Source organism: Sphingomonas abietis (genome assembly GCF_027625475.1).
Classification (GTDB): domain Bacteria; phylum Pseudomonadota; class Alphaproteobacteria; order Sphingomonadales; family Sphingomonadaceae; genus Solisphingomonas; species Solisphingomonas abietis.
In genome coordinates this window covers 2,017,618-2,039,825 of sequence record NZ_CP115174.1, presented here as the reverse complement: position 1 = coordinate 2,039,825, position 22,208 = coordinate 2,017,618, and the positions used below count along the sequence as shown (strand labels likewise).

Sequence of the window (22,208 nt, the reverse complement as noted above, 5' to 3'; positions counted from 1 at the left end):
TGGACGTCGCTCTTCCTCGGATCGACACTCGCCAACTTAGATCTCCCGCTTGCGGCTTGTTTGCGAAGATAGATCTAAAAAGCGCGGCGATCCTGGCGGACACGTCATCCCGGCCCCTCATCCGCTGTTTGCGTTTGCGAGAGCCTGCGGGTCAGGAGGCTTCCTGGTTTGGCAAACATTTCCTGGCGGAGGACAGCAGCCTGAGCGGAACGAATACGGGATTATTGCAATGCAACACAGAGCAGCACTTGTCGCACCGCTATTAGAGTTTAGTCGCATTGATGTTTAAAACGCCAAGTAGGTTGGATTTTTCGGTTGCATTTCAGCTAGTAACGCCATTTTAATTCCTTCTGGTAACATTCCGTAAACCATTCCGGCGCAGCTTTCCTACGAGTCAAAGAGGCTCAACAGGGTGATATTGCTTCGCGGCCCACAAGACGTTCGCCAAGGCAGCGAAGTATCCACTCTCAACGGGAGAGTTGATATGGTTTTGGTCACTCAAGGGCACAGCACTGACTTCATCGCCGAATCTTGCGCAGGGAGTGCCGCCAACAGAGCGCATGCTACCAAGCGCAGCATATCCGCCATCGCCATCCTGATGGCCACGGCCTGTCTCGCCTCCCAGGCCCATGCCCAGGCGGCGACAACGCCCAATCTGGTTAGCGCCTGCTCGGGCGTAAGCCTGCCGAGATCGGCGGTAACGGGCATCATTACGCCCGTGATCAATGGCATTGTCGATCCGATCCAGACCGCGGTGAATCCACTCCTCGGTGTTCTCGGTCTCAACATCAACACGACGACATTACTGGATGGCGCGGCTGCCGGGGATCCAATCACGCTTCAGGTCCTCAATGCCAACGGCACGGTCGTCGGTCCGGACGACCGCTGCGACCTCCAAGCCGACAGCCTGGGCCTTAATACGGAGGGCGGCATTGCCATCGGCGGCAACCGCATCACCGGCCTCGGCACCAATGGGCAGCAGGCGAGCGCTGGCGAGGCCAACTCGATTGCCTTCGGCAATGCGGCCGCAACAGCTGCCACCTCGGCCAATTCGATTGCATTCGGTTCAGGCGCAAGCGTCGGTGAGAATGCGGCCGACGCAACGGCATTGGGTACAGGCGCACAGGTGACAGCCGCTAACAGCGTTGCGCTGGGTTCCAACAGCGTCGCTAATCGCGGGGCATCTCCGACCTACACGGCAACCGGCCTCGCCACGCCGCAGACGTCGTTCGGAGAGGTCTCGGTCGGCGCGGCTGGTGCGGAGCGCCAGATCACCAACGTCGCGGCAGGTTCGGCGCCGACGGATGCCGTGAACGTCGCGCAACTCGACGGCGTAGCCGCACAGGTAGGCGACGTAGCGGATACTGCCGTCTTTTATGACAGCGCGGCAAAGAACAACGTGACATTGGCCGGTGCCGGCGGAACGACGATCACCAATGTCGCGCCCGGCGCCCTCGCCGCCACCTCTACGGATGCCGTGAACGGAAGCCAGTTGTTCGCGACCAATGGCAACGTCACCAACAACATGAACGCGATCACCAACCTGACCAGCAATATCCAGAACGGCTCGGTCGGCACTGTCCGCTATTCGAACTCCGCAACGCCGACGGTGCCCAATGGTGGCACGCCCACCAACGACCTCACGCTCGTTGGCGCGACCGCAGCTCCGGTCGGTCTCCACGACGTCCGCGACGGGACCGTGGCTGCAGGCTCGACCGACGCGGTCAACGGTGGCCAGCTCTATACGCTGAGCAGCCAGGTCGGCACGCTCGGTGGCCTTGCCGTCCAGTATGACGACGCGACCCGCACCCGGGTGACGCTTGGCGGAGCAGGCGCAGCACCGGTCGCGTTGGGTAACGTGGCAGCGGGAACGCTAGCAGCCGGCTCGACGGACGCGGTCAATGGCGGACAGCTGGTCGCGCTCGGTAACGGCGTCGCAGGTGCAATCGGTGGTGGCACCGCCTATGATCCGACCACCAACAGCCTGACGACCAGTCTGACCTATGGCGGTGCAACCTACGGCAGCGTCCAGGCCGCCTTCAATGCGGTCGATGGCGCGGTCAACGGCGGTGCCGGTATCCGCTACTTCCATGTTCAGTCGACGCTCGGCGACTCGGTGGTCTCGGCAGACAACAGCATGGCGATCGGACCGGAAGCCAACGCATCTGCCGCCAACAGCGTGGCACTCGGTACCGGCTCCACGGCAGCGCGCGGTGCGAATGTCGGTTATACCGCCGTTGGTCTTGCCGCCCCGCAGACGTCGGCGGGCGAGCTCTCGGTCGGAGCCGCGGGCGAGGAACGCCAGATCACCAACGTCGCCGCCGGGTCCGCACCGACGGATGCGGTGAACGTCGCCCAGCTGACCGGTGTCGCCGATCAGGTGGCAGCGCTTGGATCGACGGCCGTCCAGTACGACGGCACCGACAAGTCGACGGTCACGCTGGGAGGCGCCGGCGGTACGACCGTCACCAACGTCAAGGCGGGAACGGTCTCGGCCACCTCGACCGACGCGGTCAACGGATCGCAGCTCTATGCGACGAACGTCAACGTCGCCAACAATACGACGGCGATCACCAACCTCTCCAACAGCGTCGCCAACGGCAGCGCCGGTCCGGTCCAATATTCGAACCCAGACGATCCGACGACGCCGAATGGTGGCACGCGTACCAACGATCTGACACTGGTTGGTGCTGCCGCAGGCTCCGTCGGTCTCCACAATGTCGGCAACGGCTCGATCTCGGCGGGGTCGACCGATGCGGTCAACGGCGGCCAGGTTTATGCCCTTGCGCTGACCGCGGTGAATGCGGTCTCCTACGACACGGACGCCAATGGCAATCGTACCAATACGGTCACCCTTGCCGGCGGCAATCTGGCAGCGCCCGTAACCATTGCCAACGTCGCCGACGGTACGGTTGCAGCTGGATCGACCGAGGCGGTGAACGGCGGACAGCTTTACACTACGAACCAGGCGGTAACGACGGCCCAGACGACGGCGAACACCGCGCTCGCGCTTGGCCAGAATTCCGTCCAGTACGACAATGCCAGCCATACCGATGTGACGCTCGGCAGTACGGGTGGTGATGATACGCCGAGCGCTCCCGTCGCGGTGCACAATGTCGCTGCCGGCACCTCGCCGACCGATGCGGTCAACCTCGCCCAGCTCAACAGCGGGATCAACAGCGCGGTGACACAGGCCAATAGCTACACCGACCAACGCTTCGCAGCGATCAACTACGATCTGCGAAAGGTGCGCCGCGACAGCTATGCCGGCACCGCAGGCGCGCTTGCGGCGGCAGGCCTGCCGCAGGCCTATGAGGCGGGCAAAGGCATGGTCGCGATGGCGGGCGGCACGTATCAGGGCCAGTCCGCTTTCGCACTCGGCCTGTCGAAAGCAATGAACGACAGCCACACGGTGGTGAAACTCAGCGCCACCTACGACACCCAGGGCCGCGCCGGTGGCGCGGCTGGCGTCGGCTACCAGTTCTGACGCTGATGTGGGGCGGCGGGATTTGCCTTCTCGCCGCCCTGCCCGCCCGCCAGTCGGCAGTACGCTTTTCCCGTTCGTGCATTGATGCTGCGAAATGAATGACAGGTCACCGAGGGGCTACTCGAACCGTCGCGGTCTGGATGTGCCGCCGATAAGGGGGTTCGGACCGTGCTGGAGATCTTTCAAACGAAGTTCCGACCGCGCGAAACGCGAAGACCGGTGCACATCCCATCGCGGATGCGGTCTGGCGCCGAATGGATGGACGCGTGTATCCGCAACGTCTCGTCGCGCGGTCTTCTCCTCGAATCCGAAAACCCACCGGCACCAGGCACCTACGTGGATCTACGGCGCGGATCGCAGATCGTTATCGGACGCGTGGTGTGGCGAAAGGATCGCCTGTTCGGAGTCCGGGCTCAGGATCGCATCGAGATCGACGCGCTGCTCAACGAACCGAGGCTTGCCCGACCGGCGGCCAAACCGGAAACCACCGCGAATCCCGAACGCAGGAGCAAATCTCGCGCCGACACGGACCGGGATGTCGCGCGACAACTGGAACGCAGCCGACAGCTGTCGTCCGCGATCCAGTTCGCCTTCATCGCTGTGGCTGGCATCTCGGCATCCGCCATCATCGCGGCAGAAGCCTACAAGGTGCTGATACAGCCCATCACCAAAATAGATGCCGCGCTATCGTCGAATGGGTGAGAGACGAGTTTCCGGCCCAACCTTTTGTGCCAGCGCAGCACTGGCTGGCCGCAGCGCAGCAACCGGACCGAAATTCGTACGCCCCGACTAATTTTTGATTTGTTAAGCTCGCCAAGGTGTGGGCGTTCGACTTCCAGCTAAACTGGACGATCGCAGCGGAGGGATGGGGCGGTAAGCGCCGGCCTGAGGGCGGTCGCAGCGCCGAGCAAGCGTCATCACCTATCTGCCTCAATGCTTCCTCTCATCCGGATTGTAAATTCATCCCCCTGCAAGGAAGCGGGCGTATGAGGCGCCCCCTGTAAGAGGTAATAACTGAACCATGTATCACGAACGCCTCGGCATAGCTGCTGACGCCGACACCGGCTTCGCTGAGAACCTCGAGCGGCATGGGGGTTCGCTCAGGTCCTATGCACGGCGTTTGGCTGGAAACGCCGCTGATGCAGATGACCTTGTCCAGGAGACGATGTTGCGATGCTGGTCGGCTCGGCTCCGTTTTCAAACCGACAGCAACTTCGGTGCCTGGAGCCGGGTAATCATGCGCAACAGCTTCCTGTCGAGCCATCGGCGGGACCGGTTCCACGCCGATCTGCCGGATGAGGCCTTCGATCGAATGCCAGGCGCCGACGGCGTTCAGGATTTCGCGCTTGAGCTGCGCGACGTTCAGTGGGCTCTCGACCAGTTAAGCCCCGATCAACGTGATGCGGTGATACTCGCCGCCAAGGGTGTGTCGATCGATGAAGCCGCGACGGAGCTCGCGATCCCGGAAGGGACATTCAAAAGTCGTGTTGCCAGGGGGCGTGAGAAGCTCCGAAAGCTGATCGACGATCCCAATGCACGACCTTACCGAGCGCCGAAGGTAACGGCGACACCGACCCGGAAGCCCCGGAGCTGGAAAGGCGTAATGATCGGATAATCTCTCCCCTCACATGGTGGCCGACATAGCTATCGTTTTCGAAACTTTCGCCAGCCGCGGTTAACCCAGGCCCCCTTTTCGAAAGCCGGCCGATCGCGGACCACCAATCTAATAAGCACGTGTCCTACCGAACGATCGCGTAAGAAACGCTCTCAACTGAAAGGAGAGGTCATTGCCTCTGTGGCCGCGAATGGCGACTTTGTGCATTTCCTCGTTCCGGAAGACGTTACGCCGCGGCGTTGATCCGGATGCGGCATGAGATCCGCTTCTGCTTCTGCCGCGCATCGATCCGACATTGTTCGATCGCCTTCCGGTTGTCCCTCAAGATCGTGGCGGCATTTTCCAACCCGGCCCATGCGGGCGGACTGCCGACCTCCATAAGCTGCGTTCCCGCCTGCCACATGGAAGGCGCGCTCATCGCCCGCGCTGCCATGCGCTCGGGAAGATGCCAGCTTTCGGGCATGCTCCGCGAGATCACGCCGGGCAGCACGGACCAAAGCAACATCCCGGCGACCAGGCTGCCGCCACAGCCCCAGACCAGCCGCCGTCGTTGTTCCCGGATCGTCGCCGCCGTGCCGACGAGCGCCTCCATGTTTCGCGCGGCCCGATCGATCCGATCTCTCGCCTGTGCGATCTTCGCGCTATCGGCCTTCCGCGCCGTCTCACCGGCAGCGACAATCCGCGACGACATAGCTTCGGGCGAGAGCCCCAGCGCGGGGTGGCGAGTTATGTCCTCGACGGCTTTGCGCATCTTTTCGAGACTGACGCTGATCTCGCCGAGCGTCGTGCTCTGATCGTTTGCGGCGACCAGCTTGTGGACCTCGCCCACCTCGCTTTCCAGGCGCGAGAAAGCCGCCGTCGCCGGATCGACCTGACTGTCCTGATGCCGTGCGTTCTCCATGGTCCTTCCTCCTACAAACCTATCCCGCGCCCCCGGCCCAGTCCGATACCCACGCTGCTCGCGAGATCGTGCGACAGCCGGCGACCGGTCTCGATCTCGATCCCGAGTGCCTGCCGGCGATTGCGCAGGATCGACTCCACCTGCGGGTCGCGCTCGAGGCTCCTGGCCATCGCGCCCATGCGGTCGCGGGTGTGGCGCATCGCATCGTTGTCACCCCTGGTGTAATCGGCGTGGCGCTGCCGATCGAGCTTGCGCCAGGTCTCGACAAAGCGGTCGGCGCGGCGTTCGGGATCGGCGCGGATCTCGGCTTCCAGGCGCATCGCCTGAAGCGCGCGCTGCACGCGGCCAGTAGCCGCCTCCTGGACCAGCGCCGGATCGCGGACGTAGGCCTGCTCGATGTCCCGGACAGCATGCTTGCCTACGACGCCCAGCGCTTCGCGGGCTTTGCCGAATTCGACCTGCTGGTGTGGAAGCACCGGGAGCCCCTGGTCTTCCATCTTCCACATGGCGGAGACAGCACGGGCATGACGCTCGATAACGACCCGCCGCCCCCTCTCCGCCTCTGCTTCCGCCGCCCGCACCGGATCGATGGCGGGAACGGCCGGCCGGAAGTTGGCGAAGATCCCGCGCGTCTGCTCGGGCGGCTGGTTGCTCCGCTCGATGTCCGCAGGGCGAGACTGATCGATATTGGGCAGGCGCAAGCCGTCGAACAAGCCACGGACCTTCTCAGGCGCATTACGCACGATCTCGGCCACACGCTCGCGGATCGTGATCCCGCGCCGTTCGGCAAATTGCTCGGCTGGACCGGCGCGATCATAGTCGCTCGCCATGTCCTTGGCGCGATCGCGTGACAGCGTACGGGCCAGCCGCCCCTGATCGGCGAAGTCGTCACGGCCATAATGAAGCTCGACCCCGTCGCGATGGCGAGACAGCGCGACGTAGGCGCCATGGCTATCCAAACCCGGCGTCGCCAGCACGTGCACCCGATCGACAGTCATGCCCTGCGCCTTGTGGATGGTGGCGGCATAGCCATGATCGATCTCGGCATAATCCTTGATGTCGAACGACACGGAGCGGCCATCATCGGTTCGCACAGCCATGTGCCCCTCACTGACCTTTTCGATCGTGCCGAGCGTGCCGTTCTTCACCTCCAGGCTGCGCTCGTTGCGCAGGAACATGATCCGGTCGCCGGAGGCAAAATGCCGCTCGCCGCGCTCGACCTTGACCGCGACCTCGTCGCCCAGCTCTCCGGCATCGCGAAGCCGGCTCCGCACCGCCTCGTTGAGGTCGCGGACCTCGGCATTGGTGTGGGTGAGAATGATGCGGCTGTCGCCCGGATGCGCCTGCCGTTCGCGATCCCAGCGCTCGACCAGATCATCGCGCGCCTGCTCGCGCGTCTCGGCGGCGTGGACGGCGCCACGCTCGGCATAGGCGCCGATCGCTTCGCCCGTACGACCGGTGGCGAGATGACGGGTGGCATCACGCTGCCAATCGACACGTTGGCGTCGAACATCGGTGATCTCGACACCGCCGTGTCGCTCATGGATTGCGCGGAAGGCCGCACCCGCCTCGATCGACTGCAACTGTTGCGGATCGCCGACGAGCACGACCTTGGCACCGACATCGGCGGCATGGGACAGCACGCGCTCCATCTGGCGCGTGCCGACCATGCCGGCTTCGTCGATCACCAGCACGTCATGCGCGGTCAGCAGGCCTCTGCCCTGCGCCCAGCCATGTTCGAGGCTGGCAATGGTACGTGATACGATGCCGGAGCCGTTCTCCAGATTCTCGGCTGCAATGCCGGACAAGGCGGCGCCGCGCACCTCGAAGCCGGCATGCTCCCAGGCGTCGCGAGCGACGCCGAGCATCGCGCTCTTGCCAGTGCCGGCATAACCGACGACGACACCCAGACCGTCGGCATCAATGACATGCTCGAACGCCGCACGCTGCTCGCCCGAAAGCAGCAGATCACGCTCCGCCGCACGGGCCAGCGCGGCGGAGCGGTCGGCATCCGACACACGATGCCGCTTGTGCTCCGCCATCAACGCGGCGGCGCGCTGAAGCCGCTGCTCGGCTTCGATCATCTCACGCGACGTGCAGCGGTCCTCGCCCTTTCCGTCCCGGCCGAGCTCAACCAGTTCGGGAGAGCGGCGCACCGCGCTCATCGCCGCGTCATACTGCTCCTTGCCGTCACTATGCCTGTGGACGAACACGGCGATGTCGCGGGTGGTGAAGGTGGCCTGGCCATGCGTGATCGCGTCGAGTGCGACACGCGGATTGTCGATGATGCGCTCGCCATTGCGGCGGGCGATCTCGGCATGCTCCTCGATCCGTTCGGATTCGAGGCCACGTTCGGCCTTGCGTGACGCGGCGGGACCAATTTTGTGCTGAGGCTCGAGCTCGATGCCTTGCGCTTCCAGAGAGCGATGATCGACCCGCGCGTCGATATCGAGCTCGGCCAGTCGCGTGTTGACATGATCGGCCCAGCGTTCGCGCCACAGCTCGACATTTTCGGTACGGTTCCAGTCGCGGACCTTCTGCCCGAAGCCATCCTCGCCCACCTCGCGCATCGTCAGCATGACATGGGCGTGTGGTTTGGGATTGCCGTCGGCACCGACATCCCAATGCACGTTGAGGTCGGCGATCATGCCGCGGTCGACGAATTCGGAGCGGACGAAGTCGCGGGCGAGCGCGATGCCGTCGGTCTGGTTCATCTCGCGCGGGATGGCGAACTCGACCTCGCGCGACAGCTGGGCATCCTTGCGCTTCTCGAACGCCTCGACGTCGTTCCACAGCTTTTCGCGGTCGGCATAGTGCTCGGGCGCGCCGTCCGGCAGCAGCACCTCCGAGTGGACGACGCCGGCCTTGTTCGAGAAGTCATGGTTGCGGTCGAGGCGCTGGTCGTGCAGCCGCGAGGCGGAGCGATAGGCGGCCGCCGCGACAGCGCTGCGGCCGGCTGCACGGCTGATGACTTTGACGCTGAAGTGGTAGATCGCCATGACGGCAATCCACCTACACCTCAGAAGCGACGTCGGCACGACGTATAAGCGCGCCCTCAAATGATTTCATCAATTTCGGGACCGGTTCGTCCTATACTGTCCCACTCCATTTACGCTGATCGAGGCACTCAATAAATAGACTATCCTCTCGGCCGCTATGGAGGATGATCGATGCGAAAAATTCGCGACTACGACTCCGAGCTGAAGGCACTCGACGACAAAGCCCGGCGACTCAAACATCGTCGGATCATCCAACTCGGCGAGCTGGTGATCGCCTGTGGCGCGGGTGCCTTGTCGCCCGAACAACTCGCCGGTGCGCTACTCGGCCTGAAAGATGCGGACGCGAAGACGGCGGAGGTCTGGCGCCAGCGGGGCGCGGCCCATTTTCAGCGCGCGTCCCGCCAGCCAGCTGACAACGATGATCGCGTGCCAGACGGCATGCGCGCGCTCGACGGCAGCGCGCCGCAGAATTGAGGGGCAGCGTGCGTGCGACGACAGGCGGGAATGGGTGATGCAGCGTCGCGCCCGCACCCGGCAGCTGATCGAACTGGGCGGGCTCGTCGCCAAGGCTGAACTGGTCGAACTGACGGGCGACGATCGCGCGCTGCTCTATGGCGCATTGCTCGATATCGCGGCGCGCCTGCGTAGCAAGGATCGAGATGCAGCGATGCTGCTGTGGCGGCGGCGAGGCGGCCGGGCGTTCGAAGCAGATGCGCCAAAGCGATCATAGACCAAGACGCCGATCGAACCGCCGCATTCGCCATCGCATCCAAGCCGAGCGCCAAGGAATGAGATGGCGGCGAAAATCTCCGATCCGCGAGATACGGCCGTCGACCGCCCAATGCACAGCGTAAATGGCATCCGCCATCCGTAGCGTCACCTCGTCGACGCCGATCCCGCATCGCCAGCCAACGTCCTCGTACGGAAGATCGTCGAGCCGATGGATCAGGAAGACGGCGCGGGTGAGCCGCGGCAAGGTATCAAGTGCCGCGACGATCCGAGCGAGCGTCTCCGGCTCGACGGGAGGAGGCTCCACATCATGCGAATTTCGCTCATCGGAGACTGTCATTTCCTTGCCTCCTCCGACCCAGCGTCCGCGCGATCGTAGAGGACGACGCCATCGTCATATTGATCGGTGAGGAAGCGATTGCCCGCAGCACGCAAGCGATCGATTTCGTCGAGCGTGAACACGGAAAGCACGACGGTAGCTCGACCACGCAGGCTCGACGCAACCACGCGGCGGGCAAGGCCCCAATGGCGGTTTCGGCCTCTGTACTCGGGATGGTCGACGAAGGCCCACAGATCATAAGCGTTGATCTCGCCGGTCTCGCGGTCCGGCTTGCTTCCCGGTTGCGCAAACGGGCCGACCAGCATGATCCGGTGCAGGGTGCCGCATTTCGGCGCGCGTGGTCGGCGGTCGATGAAATGGGCACGGAGCAAGCGCACGGCTCGCTCGATCTCGACCTGCTTGCGTCGGACAAGATGGCCGATGCGCGCCATGGTCCGGTGCCGCTCGGTCAACGCTGCGAGCGTCGGTGCCGCCGCTTCGCTCATGACGGCCTACCACAGCGAGCAATGCGCCGGGCGATCCACCGCACGTCGGCGAGGATCGAGACGATGACATGGTCGTCGCCGTCTCCTTCGTCGCGGACCAGTTCGAGCTTGCGGATGATGGCGGCAAGGTCCGGTGCCGGCGTGTGCAGCAGTTCCATCACCGCTTCGTGCCGCGCGGCTCCGAGACGCTGCTCGTCGATGATCGCGATATCGAGACCGGTCGATCGATGGAGTGCCTCGTCGTCCTCGTTAGACAGACCGCTGCCGCGCTCGGCGCGGATCGCATAATAGGCCCGTTCCGCATCTCGAAAGGCCATGGAGGCCGGCAGGAATGCCGCTTCGGCAGCATCGAACCGCATCAGCGCTTCGGTCCAGACGGCTTTCCCTGTTCCGCGTCCTGTCAGCGGGTCATCGCGCTTGGCATGGTATAGCGTGATCGAGCAATTCAGCCTGCCACAGACATACTCGTCGCCTTTTCGCTTCCCTGCCTTGAAGCCTGCGTCCGAGTTGAGCGACAGGCTTACCGTGCAACGGCCGCCCAGTTCACGCGCGATGCGTACTTCGGTCGCCTGCCACAGTCGCTTGTGGGTCAAAAGCCGATCGCTGATGATGATCCAAAAATCATAGGCCGGAACAGCGATGGCCTCCCCCTCCCCACTCCACAGTCGACGGGCGTAGGGACCGACCAGCATGATCCGGGTAATTCGGGGTTTCGGGTGCAGCACACCCGCACCGTCGAAGCCTTCCCGAATGATCCGCGTGATCCGCTCGATATCCTCTCGCTTGCTCCGATCCAGATGACCGACGCGCGCCATCACCAGTCCGGAACTGTAGATCTCGTCGTAAAGGATCTGCGGCTCGATCATCGCCGCCCCCTCTCGAAAGAGCGCGTCCGGCTGAGCATTTCAGACTCAGGTCTGGTTCGCGTAGCGCCAAGACTCCAAAGCACCCCACCAGTAGCCGCGCGCATGGGGTTGGCCCGGCGCTCGCCGGCCAATAGAGTTTTCATAGCCGAGTCACCTCTCAGAAGGTGGTTGCGGTCAGACCGGGGGGAAGGAGCCTAACCCTTCCCCTTGGTCGCATCACTGATATCAGTGCTATCTATTGTTCGTCAATGCCGGTCTGATATGGCTGACATCAGTTATGTCAGTGGAATTGAAATCCGTCCGCTTCATTTTCTCTGCCGAGCCTAGCTTGCTCGCGCGGGTGGACAATTGGCGTCGGAAGCAGGCGGATTTACCGTCTCGCGCAGAGGCCGTCCGGCGCCTGCTGGATGGCGCACTGAAAGACGAATAGCGACCGGCCTTAGCGCGGGTTCCGATGACCGGACCTGGCCGATTGCTGGCTGACTGCTCTTGCCAGGGCGATTCAGGATAGCGGCCGTTCGCGCCTTCGCTGGCGATGTGCTTCGCGACAGTGCCAATGATGCCTGCCGCTGACGTGATGACCCACTTCCTGCCGCTCGCCGGCCAATTGCGGTTCCTCGACTTCGACCATTCATTCATGAACGGAGCCAGCTTTTTGCAACGCGACCGCCTGGTGGCTTGATGCTCCACCCCGTCGTACGTGCGGGACGCGGGGCTCCGGATCGACCGTCTTTTGCTGAGCGGTAATGTTTCCGGGCATCGATCTGATTGGAGGAGACGAGGATCGGAGCGGCAAACAGTCGGAAGGAGTTCGGGCAAAATTCAGGATGCACACCGCGCCGGACAACGCTACGAAGTCGTCGTCCCCATCTTTCCGGATTTTCCTTGGCCACAGTACCGGCAGAACTGCTGCAAAGTCTGTCCGCCCCCGGCGGCGGACAGGTCGCGCTCGTGATCGGTGCCGGCTGTTCGAGGGGCGCCCCGACAAGTATCCCGCTCGCCGGAGAGCTGTCGCGGGATGTCGAGCACCAACTGGTGCTGAACGGCCGCCTTCAGGCGAACCAATGCCAAGATCCCAGTGATTTGGCTGCATTGGCCACGCTCGTCTTCCAGCTGTGCGGCAACAGCCAAGCCGAACTGGTCCAATGCTTCCCGATTACCCGAATGCGGCTTGCCAAGCCCAATCCCGGTTACAAGCTGCTGGTGGCACTGATGGCCGAAGGCGCCATCAGCCACGTCCTGTCACTGAACTTCGATCTCGCAGTCCAGAACGCCGCTGCCGAACTCGGTGTGGCGATCGCAACAGTGGCAACTGTGAACGAGCCGGTGCCCATCCGTGCGGCGCTGGTTCAACTTCACGGGAACGCGAACAGCGCCCCCGACCAGCTCGTCCTCCGGACGGAGGTCATGGACGGCGAGTGGATCGGTCAATGGCATCAAGTCGTAGCCCAGCAAGTCCTGGCGGCGCCGACCGTCCTCTTCGCCGGCCTCGGATCGGCGGCTCCCGTCCTCACGGCGACGATGGCGATGATCCAAGGCGCTCTCGGAGGTAACAAGGCTCTCTACCAAGCAGACGTCGTCCCCTTCGCCCAGAGCGGCTTCGCGGCTCAACTCGGCATAGCCGCACAGCGCTACATCCAGGGATCCTGGGACGCCGTGGTCACGAGGCTTGCGGAGCGCATCGCCGCCCGCCAGGTCGACGCGCTTTCGTATAACGGCCACGCCCTCCTGTCGGAGAACGATCACAACGAGGATGACCTCCAGCGGTTCGCCGGCATGGCCGCCAAGCTCGGTGGCCATTCGCTGCTAACGCTCGGCAAGATGCGCGCGTTCGCCGATCTGGACTGCGACAAGCTCTACCGGCCACACTCCGATCACGACGACGAATTCATCTCTGAGCCAATGCTCCGGCTGGTTCGCGCCGCCGAAAACTTCGGCCTCGATGCGGAACCGACACCCGCCGGGACCTGGACGCTGCGGCGAGACGGCCAGCCGGTCGCACAGCTCGTGCTCGCCTCTGGTCGTGGCGTTCGGCGCATGGCCGCCGTCGAGACCCGCGCAAAGACGATCTGCGCCGCCATTGCCGACAATTCACCCATGCCGGTCGACATCGTGCTGATCGGGGGCCTGATCGACGCCGCCCCGGCCTTCGATCACATCGATCTCATTGCGGACGAAGAGCCAGACGACATCATCGGCGGCCTCGTCGGCCCGCTGCTGGTTTCGGCCAACGATCCTCACTACATCGATCGAATCGGAGGGCTGTTGAATGTCGCTTGACGGCTCCTCGCTGTCCGCCTCGTCGATGATCGCATTGGCCAGCGAGACCCTTTCGCTCAACGGCTACCGCGTCGTGCGCGACATGACGGACATGAAGAGGCTCGGGGACCAGGCCCTGTTGGCCGAGGACGCCTACAGCGTGGTCTCCGTCGTGGCATTCGAGACCTGGCAACAGGTCGAAAGGGACTGGGCCGAAGCTCAGGCCGACCTCGTCGACCTGCTGGCGCGCCGCCTCTCCCGCTCCGCCCCAAAGGCCTGGGACGGCTACCTTGTCCTCCTGTGCGCCGGGGAGCCCGCAGACCGCCTCGACGCGGACCGGATCGAGCGCGATACCTCCAGGGTGCGCAAGATCGTCGCGACGGGCGGAAGGCTCCGGACCAGCGCCGACGTCGCGCGCGTGTTGGACCTTCTGCTCCCGCTCGAGCTGCCGGGCGACCTGGCGGCCCTGGAGGACGTCCTCGACGCGTTGCCGGAACTCATGGCCAAGACGGTCGATCGAGCCAAGCTGAAGATCGTCGTCGATGCGTACCGCGATGGCGAACCGCCGCTGGAGCGGCTTCACGAAAGCGGCGGCGGACGATGAGACTCAAGTCGATCACGATCGAGGGGTTCAGGGCGTTCGGCCGTCAGGCGACGATCGATCTCGACGCCGACGTCATCCTCCTCCAGGGGCCCAACGGCGTCGGCAAGACCTCGCTCCTGGACGCCATCCTCTGGGCGCTGGCCGGCACGATCGCGCGTTTCTCAAACCGTGGCACGCCCGTCTCGATGTATGCACGCGAAGGACGTGCGCGCGTCGAACTGACCATGTCCGGCGAGGATGGCGACGTCGTTCTGACGCGTGCGACGGACGGCGGGTCGGACGACTTCGTGCGGCTTCGGATCGGCGATGGGGATTACGAGCAGGCGGCTGCCGTACAGCAGCTCTGCAACCTGCTCCTCCCTCACCTGAAGGATCGGGTCGGCGCCCGGGACGCACTGAATCGCGTGCTCACGCGCGGGGTCTACCTCCAACAGGATCTCGTCCGCCAGTTCATCGACGACGACAGCGCGGCGGAGCGTTTCGCCCTCGTCAGCGAGGTGATCGGCGCGGGTGCGGTGATCGAACTCCAAGCTGCCCTCGAGAAGAGCCGGCGGTCCTGGTCGGCAAGTACCACCACGTTCCGACGGGACGAGGTGGAACCGTTGGCGTTGCGGGTCGCGCAGATCGATGAACACATCACCCGCCTGTCCGACGGGGGCACCGTCGCAAGCGACGATGCGCGCCAGGCCTCGAGTGCACTCTTCCAGAGGGCAGTCGCGCTACTGGGCGAGGCCAGGTTCGGTCCCGACGGCGCGCCGACGACACCTGCCCGGCTGGATCGCTTCATCAAGACGCTGGAGGCCGAGCGCAACAGGCTCGAACGCGATCTCGGCACGACCCGCAGCCTCGTCGAGCAGCTTCCCGAACTCTCTGTCGTCGAGACATCCGACTTGGGCGTCGAGAAGCTGCGTCGAGATGAGGCCGATCTCATCGGGCAGCTGGACGCCGCTGAGAAGGCCATCCGAACGGAAAACGCCCGGCTTGCCGTGGAACGTCAGGCGCAGGTCGAGGCAGCCGATCGCGCGCAACGCGCAGCGACAATGGCGAGGCTTGCCCTTCAGGACCTCGGCGACCACTGCCCCGTGTGCCAACAGACCCACGACGTCGGACATACGATCGCGCATCTGCACGCGCTCATCGAAGCCGTATCGGACGTCGCCCAGACCGGCGTTACCGACCGGCTGGCCCCACTGACCGAAGAGCGCGGCGCGGTCCAGGTCCTGCTGAACCTCGTTCGGGAAGATCTAAGGCGCCTGGAAAACGATGTACGCGAGCGAGAGGCTCGGCGCTCGATAATGACGGCCAGACTTTCGGATCTCGGGATAGACGGCACCAGTGACGCCGCCGCTGCCCTGCGCGAGCGCGCAGGCGCGATCGCAGAGACGCTTGAGATCATGGCCGGGCTGATCGCCGATGGCGAGCGCCTCTCCCTGCAGGTTCTGCGGCTGGGCGAGCAGCGCCAGCGGGAAGAACTCGCCGCGGAACGCGTGCAGGTCACTGGACGGCTGGATGCGGCGAACAGCCGGATCGCCGGCGAGGAGGCCACAAAGGTCCTTTCCGGCAAGATCATCGATGGCCTGCGGGACGCTTCGCTGGCGGTAACGGCCAGGCAGATCACCCAGATCGCTCCGCTGTTCCAGAGGATCTACAGCCGCATCGACCCGCATCCCACCTTCCGCGTGACGCAGATCGTCGCCGGAATGGAGCGTGGTCACGGCAAGCTGGACGTGGGCATCGCAGATCCCGACGCCGGCGCGCCCTCTCATGACGCCGGTCCGCTGCTGTCCAGCTCGCAGATGAACTCGTTCGCAGTGTCTCTCTTCCTCGCCATGAACCTCGCCCTCCCCAGTCTCCGGTTAGGCGTGACAATCCTCGACGACCCCCTGCAGAGCCTGGACTCGATCAACCTGCTGGGGCTTGTCGACGTAATGCGGCGCTTCCGCGCCCACCGGCAGATCATCGTCTCCACGCACGAGGAGCGGCTCGTCGGCCTGCTCCAGCGCAAGCTGCGGCCGGTGCGACCAGATGAGCGCATGATGACCATAGTCTTCGAAAGCTGGAGCCGCGAAGGCCCGGTCATGCGCACAGTCGAGGCGGCGCAGGCGTCCGCCGAGAGCGTGATCGCCGCTTGAACCGTCAGAACTTACGACTTCAGCGCCGCTTCAACTATTCTTCTTCGATGGGTTGAGCCAGCGCAACACCTCGGCGCAGATGGCCGACTCGGGCCGTATGCGTCCGAACGAACGACCGCTTATTCTAGGCGGGCGTTCCAAAACTGTCAGTCCGGTATCCACCAAGTTTGATCATGCCGAAGCCGTTGTCGTGCGGCCAATGGGTGTGAAGCAGACGGTCAGCAGTTAGGACGCACCACGGGGCGCGGCAACGACGGCAATGGGCGCACTGCTGCCCTTGCCCCCGCTGGCTCATATCGGCGACACTCGACCAGTTCAGGTCATTATTCGAAAGGCTCTCGGACGTCCGCTCGCGCGCCTTCTGCTCATCGGTCGCGCCAGCGGCAACCGTGGCAGTGGTGGTGGGGGCGACTGGCTCGGCCGGAACGTAAGATTGCGGCGGGTTTGACGCTGAAGCCGCCGAGAGCTTAGGCTTCGTCAGATAGGGGGGCATAATGAAGAAATTGCTGACCGCGGTTGCGCTCGTTGTGGCGCTCGTCCCGGCCACCGGCTCGATGGCGCGGCGGAGTCATAGCGTCGCGTCTTATGGCTACGGCGACGCCTATTACACCAATGTAAGCGGCCACCGGGTGCACCGCCCCGTGCGTTCGTCAAACCGGCCGACTGGCGCTAGCGCCCGATGTGGTGATGGATCGTGGAGCTTCAGCGAGCACCATCAGGGGACCTGTTCGCACCACGGTGGCGTATCGAGCTGGCTTTGAAGGCGTGGCAGAGAGAGCGACGATAGCAAGCCCGCAGCTAGGGACGGCTTCTCCGGGTTAACCTTAGACCTCCGGCATAGACGGCTACGTCGATGAGCAATGTCATGCCTATCAGCGCCTGCTTCTGCTTAATGCACGCGCGGATAATGTTTGGATGACCGGACTGCCCTACCCAGCAATCGCCATGAATGATCGCCACCAAACCTGTGAGCGAGAGCCATGCCGTCCAGAAGGCGATAAAGGCTAAAGCAACCGACGCGAATTGGATCCATCGCTTCATCAGCCGGTGTTTCACCGCGGTCGTCCGCCGTCCGTGCTTCTCTGCATCGTTTCGCGGATCCGCGCCTTCAATCGATCAAGCACCTTGATCTCGCTGTGACTAGTGGCTGTGCTGAGCCGATGTTCGACGAACGCAAGGTCGGCGGCGCTTGGACGACCATCGCGCAGGCGATCCATCAATCCGGCTGGTTCCTTCATGGTGCCACCTGCGATCCCTCTGCCCCGGACAGTGCTGGCATGAGCCTAAGCTGCCAGCAAGATTCCGGCGATTGACGGCTGATAATGCTATCAGCCAGAACAGGGAGGCCGGATGGGGATCCGGCGCAGGGAGGGGTCATGAAGAAAATCGTAGCATTTGCAATCGTTGCTGGAGCGGTCCTGTCAGCCGACGCGCCGCCGCCGCACGAAACGGGGCTCAACATCCCGTCGGCTCAGTCAGGCGATGTGCTCATTTCGTGTATTGAGAAGAAGATGGGGTCGATGGTCGTTAAAACGGAGCCGATCGGCACGGGCGGACTTTCCATCGAAACTATCAAGTATCCCAACTCGATCTTTATGGGACATCCGACGCTCTATTTTGACATCACGGATGTCGACGGCAATCGGAATATTGGAATTCACTACCGGCATCCCATGAACAAGAAGGCTGCGGCAAAGTGGACGCGCATGGTTGGACGCAAGTGCTTTCCCTACGAACTCGACGCAGCCGGCGGTGGTCGACTGCCGGAAACCGCGACCGACTGAGGCTACGACGCGGGCTTGCTTGCGGGCGCTGCGATTGGTCCCGCGGGCGCTGCCGTCGCTTGCTGTAGCCGCGGACGGTTGCCGAGCGCGGCATCGGTGAACGCAGGCGGCTTGTTCTTGCCCTGCTCAGTCATGCGGAACGTGAACGGATAATCCGTCCCGTTGAAGTGCATCGTGAGCGTGACGTCGTAGGGTAGTCCCATGCCCGACGGCTTCTCGACCACAACGATGCCGCCATAGGTGTTATCGGGGTCGATAGTCGTCGTTTGGACAATGTCGGTCGCCAGCGTTCCGAGGGTGTAGTCGAGTCGGTTCTGAATACCGATGATCCCCGCCGTCCCCGCAGCGATGGTGGCACCGGCCGCCGCCGCGCCGATCGAGTTGTCGCGATAGCTTGCTGACCATGAGTAGGTGCCATGCGGCGTCCGCACGTTGCCGTAGGAGTGATCGGTGGTGTGCGCGGTCGACACAGCAGCCGCGGCCACGCCTGAGAGCACGGCGAGGCCAACCATTGACCAGGCAGCCCGGCTCTTCGCGCGCTTTTGCAGTTCCTCACGGCTCAGCACCGGCAGAGTCTGGGTTCCGATGGACGCGGTGACATTCTCGATGCCGAAGTTCACCGAGTTGTCGCCCTTGTTGTAGACCGCGACCCCAAACGTTGCGTGATTATGATCGAGCGGCAGCGGCGTGACGGTCACCGATCCGCTCGATGTCTCGATGTTCAGCGTCGGAATGCCCGTGCGATAGCGGATGGTCTCCGATCCGGTTTGCACCGGATACAGGATCAAATCGGCCGCGGCGGCCTGGTTCGCTAGCGTCGCAGCGGCGACCAGCGCCAACATCGTCTTCATGAAACCCCCATAGGTTGGTCGGTCCCCACCGACGCATGGCATCAATCGCTTGCTGCCTGCGAGAGAGTCAATCGTCGGAATGGTCGAAGGACCGCTCCGGCGCAGGCCGCGGGCGACGCTGCTAGCGGGGCAGGCGGGGACGTCGCGGCTCGGAGCGGTCCGGCGTGACATCGATCACGCAGCGCTTATCGCCCTCATCTGCGCGCCGAATGACGATCGCAAGCGAATGAACTAAGGGCAGCTATAGAAGCCGCCTGATAGCTTTCGGAACGGCCGGCATTGGACGCACTCCCGAAAGGCAGAAAACCAACCGCCAGCGCCGTCAGGTGAAAATTCCTACTGTCGCCAGCTCAACCCGCCGACGCGCTGCGGTCTCGTCATCACCGAAACGGTCCACAGCCCATGACAGCGCCGTGATCAGTTCGAACACCTCATTAGCGGAAACTGCATTGAGCGCCATGCCTGCGGCGCGCGCGCGCTCAACCAGATTGGCGGTTTCCTCGACAAGAAGGGATACCGCAGGATTCTTGGATGCGCCGGTCGCTGTCTGAGCTTCGGCTACGCACTGCGGCAGATCGTGCCAAATACGCAGGTGCCAAGTGAGCCAGATCAGCCATTCGGCCAGTGCCTCGCGCGGCGGATGGTCGCGCAGCAAGGTCGCCGCATGAGCCTGCGCGTCGGCAAGATCGGCTTCCATCACTGCCGCCAGCAAATCCTCGCGCGTCGGGAAGTTACGGTAGAGCGTCGCGTTTCCTACGCCAGCCTTGATCGCGATCCCATCAAGCGAGGCGAGAACTCCCTCCGAGGCAAAGGCACCACGCGCCGCAGCCAAAATGGCCTCGCGGTTGCGGCGAGCATCCGCCCGCATGGGACGTGAAGGCGGGGCACTAAGATCGACACCCATGGATTCAACCTTGACGATGTGGGGATTCTCCCCGGATAAATACGGGGCCACCCCCCACTTTGATTCGGAGTAGATCATGAACGCACCCGATAGCAAGCCGCCCCTCTCGCTCGGCGGTCGTACCGTCTTGGTCACGGGCGCCAATGGCGGGCTGGGTGAGCAATTCGTGCTGCAAGCGCTCGAACGCGGTGCGTCAAAGGTTTATGCGGCGGCGCGCAAACCGCGGGACTGGTCCGACGCGCGCGTCGAACCGCTATCGTTGGACATCATCGATGCGGACGCGGTCGCACAGGCCGCCGTAGCGGCGCCCGACGTCGATCTGCTCATCAACAACGCCGCGATCGCGCCGACGGGTGACACCCTCTTTGGGCCGGAAGACGAGGCCCATCGCATTTTCGAGACCAATTTCTTCGGGACACTGCGCGTTGCCAACGCTTTCGCGCCGATCCTGGCAGCCAATGGCGGCGGCACATTGGTCAATATCCTTTCGTCCTCCGTCTGGGTCAGCCTCCCGACGGTCTATGCCGCGTCGAAGGCTGCGGCCTGGTCCGCGACGAACGGACTACGCTTCGCGCTGGAAGCCCAGGGCACCCATGTGATGGGTCTATTGGTCGGCATGATCGACACGCCGATGGCGGCCCATTTCGATGTGCCCAAGACTAGTCCGGCCATCGTCGTCGCCCAAGCCTATGACGGCATTGCATCCGGCGCGCTTGAGGTGCTTGCGGACGAGCAGACACGCGACCTGAAATCTAGGCTGAGCGGCCGCGCCGAAGATTTCTATCCTTGGCTGCATGGCGCGCTGCGTGCTTTCCTCGGACAATGAGGGGCCCGCCCCCGTATGATCTCGTCGGAGGAGCCGCGACGGCTCTTCCGACATGGGAGACCGAAAAGCGGACTTTCAGAAAAAACGAATGCTCTCAACCCAAGTCTACGACCGGACTTGGCGCGAAGCCGCCCTAGCGGAGAGTTTTAGCAGCACGAAAAATATTTCCGCCATCAATGACACGCAGGTGGACGCCTAGACACTTCTGCGGACGACACCGCGATTTGGCACTGTTTTCGGTACTCTTGCGGCTCGAATCAAAATCCCCATTGCTAGTTGACCACCCTCTTGCCCGCAGGAGTGCTTATGTCAGATCAGCCGCATCGTATCCTTCGCCTTCCGACAGTCCTCGACCGAACAGGACTTACCCGATCGACGCTCTATCGAAAGTTGGAGGCGGGAACCTTCCCCCGCCAGATTACCATCAGCACGCGCTGCGTGGGTTGGCGAGAAGCCGCGGTCGGAGAATGGCTCGCCAATCCCTATTTCTACGAGGTCGCCAACGACACGATGGAGTCGGGCGGAGGCGCCCGCCATGGAAAGGGATGAGACAGCCCCGCCTAGCCGGCTTGTCGCCACGAACGACAGTCCGCCAGCGTCGATCGACAGCGCGAAGATCGACGCTGCTCTGGCCCGTATCGCCCGACTGATCGGCCGCCAGATCGCCCGTGAGTCATTTAAGCCCGGACGCGCCGACAACGACAATGGCCCATAGGGCTCGATCGCGTTTGAGATCGAGGACAGATCGTGATAGACTAACTCATCTTAGTCCGATGGAGCGGGTGATGCAGACGGTCAATATCCACGAGGCCAAGACCCATTTGTCGCGCCTCATCGAGCGCGCATCGCGGGGCGAGTCTTTCATCATCGCCAAGGCCGGCAAGCCGATGGTGAAGGTGACGCCGATCGGCGCGCCGACCGGCAGCCAGGTGCGCCGCCTGGGCTTCATGAGCGGCCAGGTCCAGGTGCCCGACGATTTCGATCGCATCGGCGATGGGGAGATCGACGCTCTTTTCGGCGGTGACGCGTGAAACTGCTCGTCGATACCCACTTGTTGCTCTGGGCCGCATCTGCACCAGACAAGCTTCCGGCGGCGGCACGCGACCTGATCGAGGACGTCGAGAACACGCTGCTATTCAGCGTGGCGAGCATCTGGGAAATCGCGATCAAGCGCGGGCTCGGTCGGGACGACTTCAAGGTCGATCCCCGACTCCTGCGCCGTGGGTTGCTCGACAATGGCTATGAAGAGCTTCCGATCACCAGCGAGCATGCCGTCTCGGTGGACGGCTTGCCGCCGATCCACCGTGATCCCTTCGACCGTCTCCTTATTGCCCAGGCGATGGTCGAGGGTATTATCCTGCTCACGGCCGACGAGCATGTCGGCGACTATCCCGGCCCCATTCGCAAGGTATGACCTAGACGGAGA

At 63.5% G+C, this 22,208-nt stretch carries 22 protein-coding genes; 15 read left to right on the top strand and 7 right to left on the bottom strand.

Annotated features, from left to right (window positions below; genetic code table 11):
- The first annotated feature begins 484 nt into the window (after positions 1–484).
- The 3 genes from PBT88_RS09800 (at position 485) to PBT88_RS09790 (ending at position 5,102) form a co-directional block, all read left to right on the top strand.
- Complete coding sequence (locus PBT88_RS09800) at positions 485–3,487, top strand: YadA family autotransporter adhesin (RefSeq protein WP_270078990.1); 3,003 nt, start codon at positions 485–487, stop codon at positions 3,485–3,487.
- Between the two features lie 168 nt (positions 3,488–3,655).
- Positions 3,656–4,189 carry a PilZ domain-containing protein gene (locus PBT88_RS09795; RefSeq protein ID WP_270078989.1) on the top strand — a complete coding sequence of 178 codons (534 nt, stop codon included), beginning with the start codon at positions 3,656–3,658 and terminating at the stop codon, positions 4,187–4,189.
- Positions 4,190–4,508: 319 nt separating this feature from the next.
- Complete coding sequence (locus PBT88_RS09790) at positions 4,509–5,102, top strand: RNA polymerase sigma factor (RefSeq protein ID WP_270078988.1); 594 nt, start codon at positions 4,509–4,511, stop codon at positions 5,100–5,102.
- 226 nt (positions 5,103–5,328) lie between these two features.
- Here PBT88_RS09790 and PBT88_RS09785 read toward each other — a convergent pair whose 3' ends face one another.
- Together PBT88_RS09785 and traA are read right to left on the bottom strand one after the other, a co-directional pair.
- On the bottom strand, positions 5,329–6,003 hold the full coding sequence (locus PBT88_RS09785; RefSeq protein ID WP_270078987.1) for a DUF6118 family protein: 675 nt from the start codon (positions 6,001–6,003) through the stop codon (positions 5,329–5,331).
- Between the two features lie 11 nt (positions 6,004–6,014).
- On the bottom strand, positions 6,015–9,002 hold the full coding sequence (traA, locus tag PBT88_RS09780) for a Ti-type conjugative transfer relaxase TraA (protein WP_270079223.1): 2,988 nt from the start codon (positions 9,000–9,002) through the stop codon (positions 6,015–6,017).
- Positions 9,003–9,173: 171 nt separating this feature from the next.
- Here traA and PBT88_RS09775 point away from each other — a divergent pair, with 171 nt between their 5' ends.
- Both PBT88_RS09775 and PBT88_RS09770 read left to right on the top strand, forming a co-directional pair.
- A complete protein-coding gene (locus tag PBT88_RS09775; protein ID WP_270078986.1) occupies positions 9,174–9,476 on the top strand; it encodes a conjugal transfer protein TraD in 303 nt (100 codons plus the stop codon).
- A gap of 37 nt (positions 9,477–9,513) precedes the next feature.
- Positions 9,514–9,732 carry a conjugal transfer protein TraD gene (locus PBT88_RS09770; RefSeq protein ID WP_270078985.1) on the top strand — a complete coding sequence of 73 codons (219 nt, stop codon included), beginning with the start codon at positions 9,514–9,516 and terminating at the stop codon, positions 9,730–9,732.
- Here the strand turns inward: PBT88_RS09770 and PBT88_RS09765 are convergent.
- The 3 genes from PBT88_RS09765 to PBT88_RS09755 are packed head-to-tail and all read right to left on the bottom strand — an operon-like array spanning position 9,727 to position 11,422.
- Positions 9,727–10,071, bottom strand: a complete 345-nt coding sequence (locus tag PBT88_RS09765; RefSeq protein WP_270078984.1) for a sigma factor-like helix-turn-helix DNA-binding protein — start codon at positions 10,069–10,071, stop codon at positions 9,727–9,729. The two genes, PBT88_RS09770 and PBT88_RS09765, sit on opposite strands and share 6 nt — an antisense overlap.
- Positions 10,068–10,556, bottom strand: a complete 489-nt coding sequence (locus PBT88_RS09760; protein WP_270078983.1) for a hypothetical protein — start codon at positions 10,554–10,556, stop codon at positions 10,068–10,070. The genes PBT88_RS09765 and PBT88_RS09760 overlap by 4 nt, the downstream gene beginning before the upstream one ends.
- Positions 10,553–11,422, bottom strand: coding sequence for a hypothetical protein (locus tag PBT88_RS09755; RefSeq protein WP_270078982.1), 870 nt, complete (start codon positions 11,420–11,422; stop codon positions 10,553–10,555). Before PBT88_RS09755 ends, PBT88_RS09760 begins: the two co-directional genes overlap by 4 nt.
- A gap of 885 nt (positions 11,423–12,307) precedes the next feature.
- On the opposite strand from PBT88_RS09755, the gene PBT88_RS09750 reads away from it, so the two are divergent.
- From PBT88_RS09750 to PBT88_RS09730, 6 genes are all read left to right on the top strand, one after another.
- The gene (locus PBT88_RS09750; RefSeq protein ID WP_270078981.1) at positions 12,308–13,702 is read left to right on the top strand and encodes a hypothetical protein; all 1,395 of its coding nucleotides are present in this window, start codon (positions 12,308–12,310) and stop codon (positions 13,700–13,702) included.
- A complete protein-coding gene (locus PBT88_RS09745) occupies positions 13,692–14,285 on the top strand; it encodes a hypothetical protein (protein WP_270078980.1) in 594 nt (197 codons plus the stop codon). Before PBT88_RS09750 ends, PBT88_RS09745 begins: the two co-directional genes overlap by 11 nt.
- Positions 14,282–16,417: an AAA family ATPase gene (locus PBT88_RS09740; protein ID WP_270078979.1), complete on the top strand. Its 2,136-nt coding sequence runs from the start codon at positions 14,282–14,284 to the stop codon at positions 16,415–16,417. Before PBT88_RS09745 ends, PBT88_RS09740 begins: the two co-directional genes overlap by 4 nt.
- A gap of 494 nt (positions 16,418–16,911) precedes the next feature.
- Positions 16,912–17,178 (top strand): DUF3761 domain-containing protein, encoded by a 267-nt coding sequence (locus PBT88_RS21190; protein WP_407696537.1) that lies wholly within the window; start codon positions 16,912–16,914, stop codon positions 17,176–17,178.
- Between the two features lie 399 nt (positions 17,179–17,577).
- The gene (locus tag PBT88_RS09735) at positions 17,578–17,730 is read left to right on the top strand and encodes a hypothetical protein (protein WP_270078978.1); all 153 of its coding nucleotides are present in this window, start codon (positions 17,578–17,580) and stop codon (positions 17,728–17,730) included.
- A gap of 63 nt (positions 17,731–17,793) precedes the next feature.
- Entirely contained in the window at positions 17,794–18,201 is a 408-nt protein-coding gene (locus tag PBT88_RS09730) for a hypothetical protein (RefSeq protein ID WP_270078977.1), read from the top strand.
- A gap of 2 nt (positions 18,202–18,203) precedes the next feature.
- Here PBT88_RS09730 and PBT88_RS09725 read toward each other — a convergent pair whose 3' ends face one another.
- Together PBT88_RS09725 and PBT88_RS09720 are read right to left on the bottom strand one after the other, a co-directional pair.
- Positions 18,204–19,052 carry a hypothetical protein gene (locus tag PBT88_RS09725; RefSeq protein ID WP_270078976.1) on the bottom strand — a complete coding sequence of 283 codons (849 nt, stop codon included), beginning with the start codon at positions 19,050–19,052 and terminating at the stop codon, positions 18,204–18,206.
- A 322-nt stretch (positions 19,053–19,374) separates the two neighbouring features.
- Positions 19,375–20,091 carry a TetR/AcrR family transcriptional regulator gene (locus PBT88_RS09720; RefSeq protein WP_270078975.1) on the bottom strand — a complete coding sequence of 239 codons (717 nt, stop codon included), beginning with the start codon at positions 20,089–20,091 and terminating at the stop codon, positions 19,375–19,377.
- On the opposite strand from PBT88_RS09720, the gene PBT88_RS09715 reads away from it, so the two are divergent.
- From PBT88_RS09715 to PBT88_RS09700, 4 genes are all read left to right on the top strand, one after another.
- A complete protein-coding gene (locus PBT88_RS09715) occupies positions 20,084–20,782 on the top strand; it encodes an SDR family oxidoreductase (RefSeq protein ID WP_270078974.1) in 699 nt (232 codons plus the stop codon). The genes PBT88_RS09720 and PBT88_RS09715 overlap by 8 nt on opposite strands.
- A gap of 306 nt (positions 20,783–21,088) precedes the next feature.
- A complete protein-coding gene (locus tag PBT88_RS09710) occupies positions 21,089–21,331 on the top strand; it encodes a helix-turn-helix transcriptional regulator (RefSeq protein ID WP_270078973.1) in 243 nt (80 codons plus the stop codon).
- Positions 21,332–21,567: 236 nt separating this feature from the next.
- Positions 21,568–21,813 (top strand): type II toxin-antitoxin system Phd/YefM family antitoxin, encoded by a 246-nt coding sequence (locus PBT88_RS09705; protein ID WP_270078972.1) that lies wholly within the window; start codon positions 21,568–21,570, stop codon positions 21,811–21,813.
- Entirely contained in the window at positions 21,810–22,196 is a 387-nt protein-coding gene (locus tag PBT88_RS09700; protein WP_270078971.1) for a type II toxin-antitoxin system VapC family toxin, read from the top strand. The genes PBT88_RS09705 and PBT88_RS09700 overlap by 4 nt, the downstream gene beginning before the upstream one ends.
- Positions 22,197–22,208: the final 12 nt, after the last annotated feature.

Bases quoted from the DNA above. Each gene is read 5' to 3' on its own strand.
- traA (WP_270079223.1), bottom strand. From the start codon at position 9,002: ATGGCGATCTACCACTTCAGCGTCAAAGTCATCAGCCGTGCAGCCGGC.
- PBT88_RS09745 (WP_270078980.1), top strand. From the start codon at position 13,692: ATGTCGCTTGACGGCTCCTCGCTGTCCGCCTCGTCGATGATCGCATTG.
- PBT88_RS09725 (WP_270078976.1), bottom strand. From the start codon at position 19,052: ATGAAGACGATGTTGGCGCTGGTCGCCGCTGCGACGCTAGCGAACCAG.
- PBT88_RS09740 (WP_270078979.1), top strand. From the start codon at position 14,282: ATGAGACTCAAGTCGATCACGATCGAGGGGTTCAGGGCGTTCGGCCGT.
- PBT88_RS09790 (WP_270078988.1), top strand. From the start codon at position 4,509: ATGTATCACGAACGCCTCGGCATAGCTGCTGACGCCGACACCGGCTTC.
- PBT88_RS09765 (WP_270078984.1), bottom strand. From the start codon at position 10,071: ATGACAGTCTCCGATGAGCGAAATTCGCATGATGTGGAGCCTCCTCCC.
- PBT88_RS09770 (WP_270078985.1), top strand. From the start codon at position 9,514: ATGCAGCGTCGCGCCCGCACCCGGCAGCTGATCGAACTGGGCGGGCTC.
- PBT88_RS09710 (WP_270078973.1), top strand. From the start codon at position 21,089: ATGTCAGATCAGCCGCATCGTATCCTTCGCCTTCCGACAGTCCTCGAC.
- PBT88_RS09775 (WP_270078986.1), top strand. From the start codon at position 9,174: ATGCGAAAAATTCGCGACTACGACTCCGAGCTGAAGGCACTCGACGAC.
- PBT88_RS09705 (WP_270078972.1), top strand. From the start codon at position 21,568: ATGCAGACGGTCAATATCCACGAGGCCAAGACCCATTTGTCGCGCCTC.
- PBT88_RS09730 (WP_270078977.1), top strand. From the start codon at position 17,794: ATGAAGAAAATCGTAGCATTTGCAATCGTTGCTGGAGCGGTCCTGTCA.
- PBT88_RS09800 (WP_270078990.1), top strand. From the start codon at position 485: ATGGTTTTGGTCACTCAAGGGCACAGCACTGACTTCATCGCCGAATCT.
- PBT88_RS09735 (WP_270078978.1), top strand. From the start codon at position 17,578: ATGTTCGACGAACGCAAGGTCGGCGGCGCTTGGACGACCATCGCGCAG.
- PBT88_RS09755 (WP_270078982.1), bottom strand. From the start codon at position 11,422: ATGATCGAGCCGCAGATCCTTTACGACGAGATCTACAGTTCCGGACTG.
- PBT88_RS09785 (WP_270078987.1), bottom strand. From the start codon at position 6,003: ATGGAGAACGCACGGCATCAGGACAGTCAGGTCGATCCGGCGACGGCG.
- PBT88_RS09760 (WP_270078983.1), bottom strand. From the start codon at position 10,556: ATGAGCGAAGCGGCGGCACCGACGCTCGCAGCGTTGACCGAGCGGCAC.
- PBT88_RS21190 (WP_407696537.1), top strand. From the start codon at position 16,912: ATGAAGAAATTGCTGACCGCGGTTGCGCTCGTTGTGGCGCTCGTCCCG.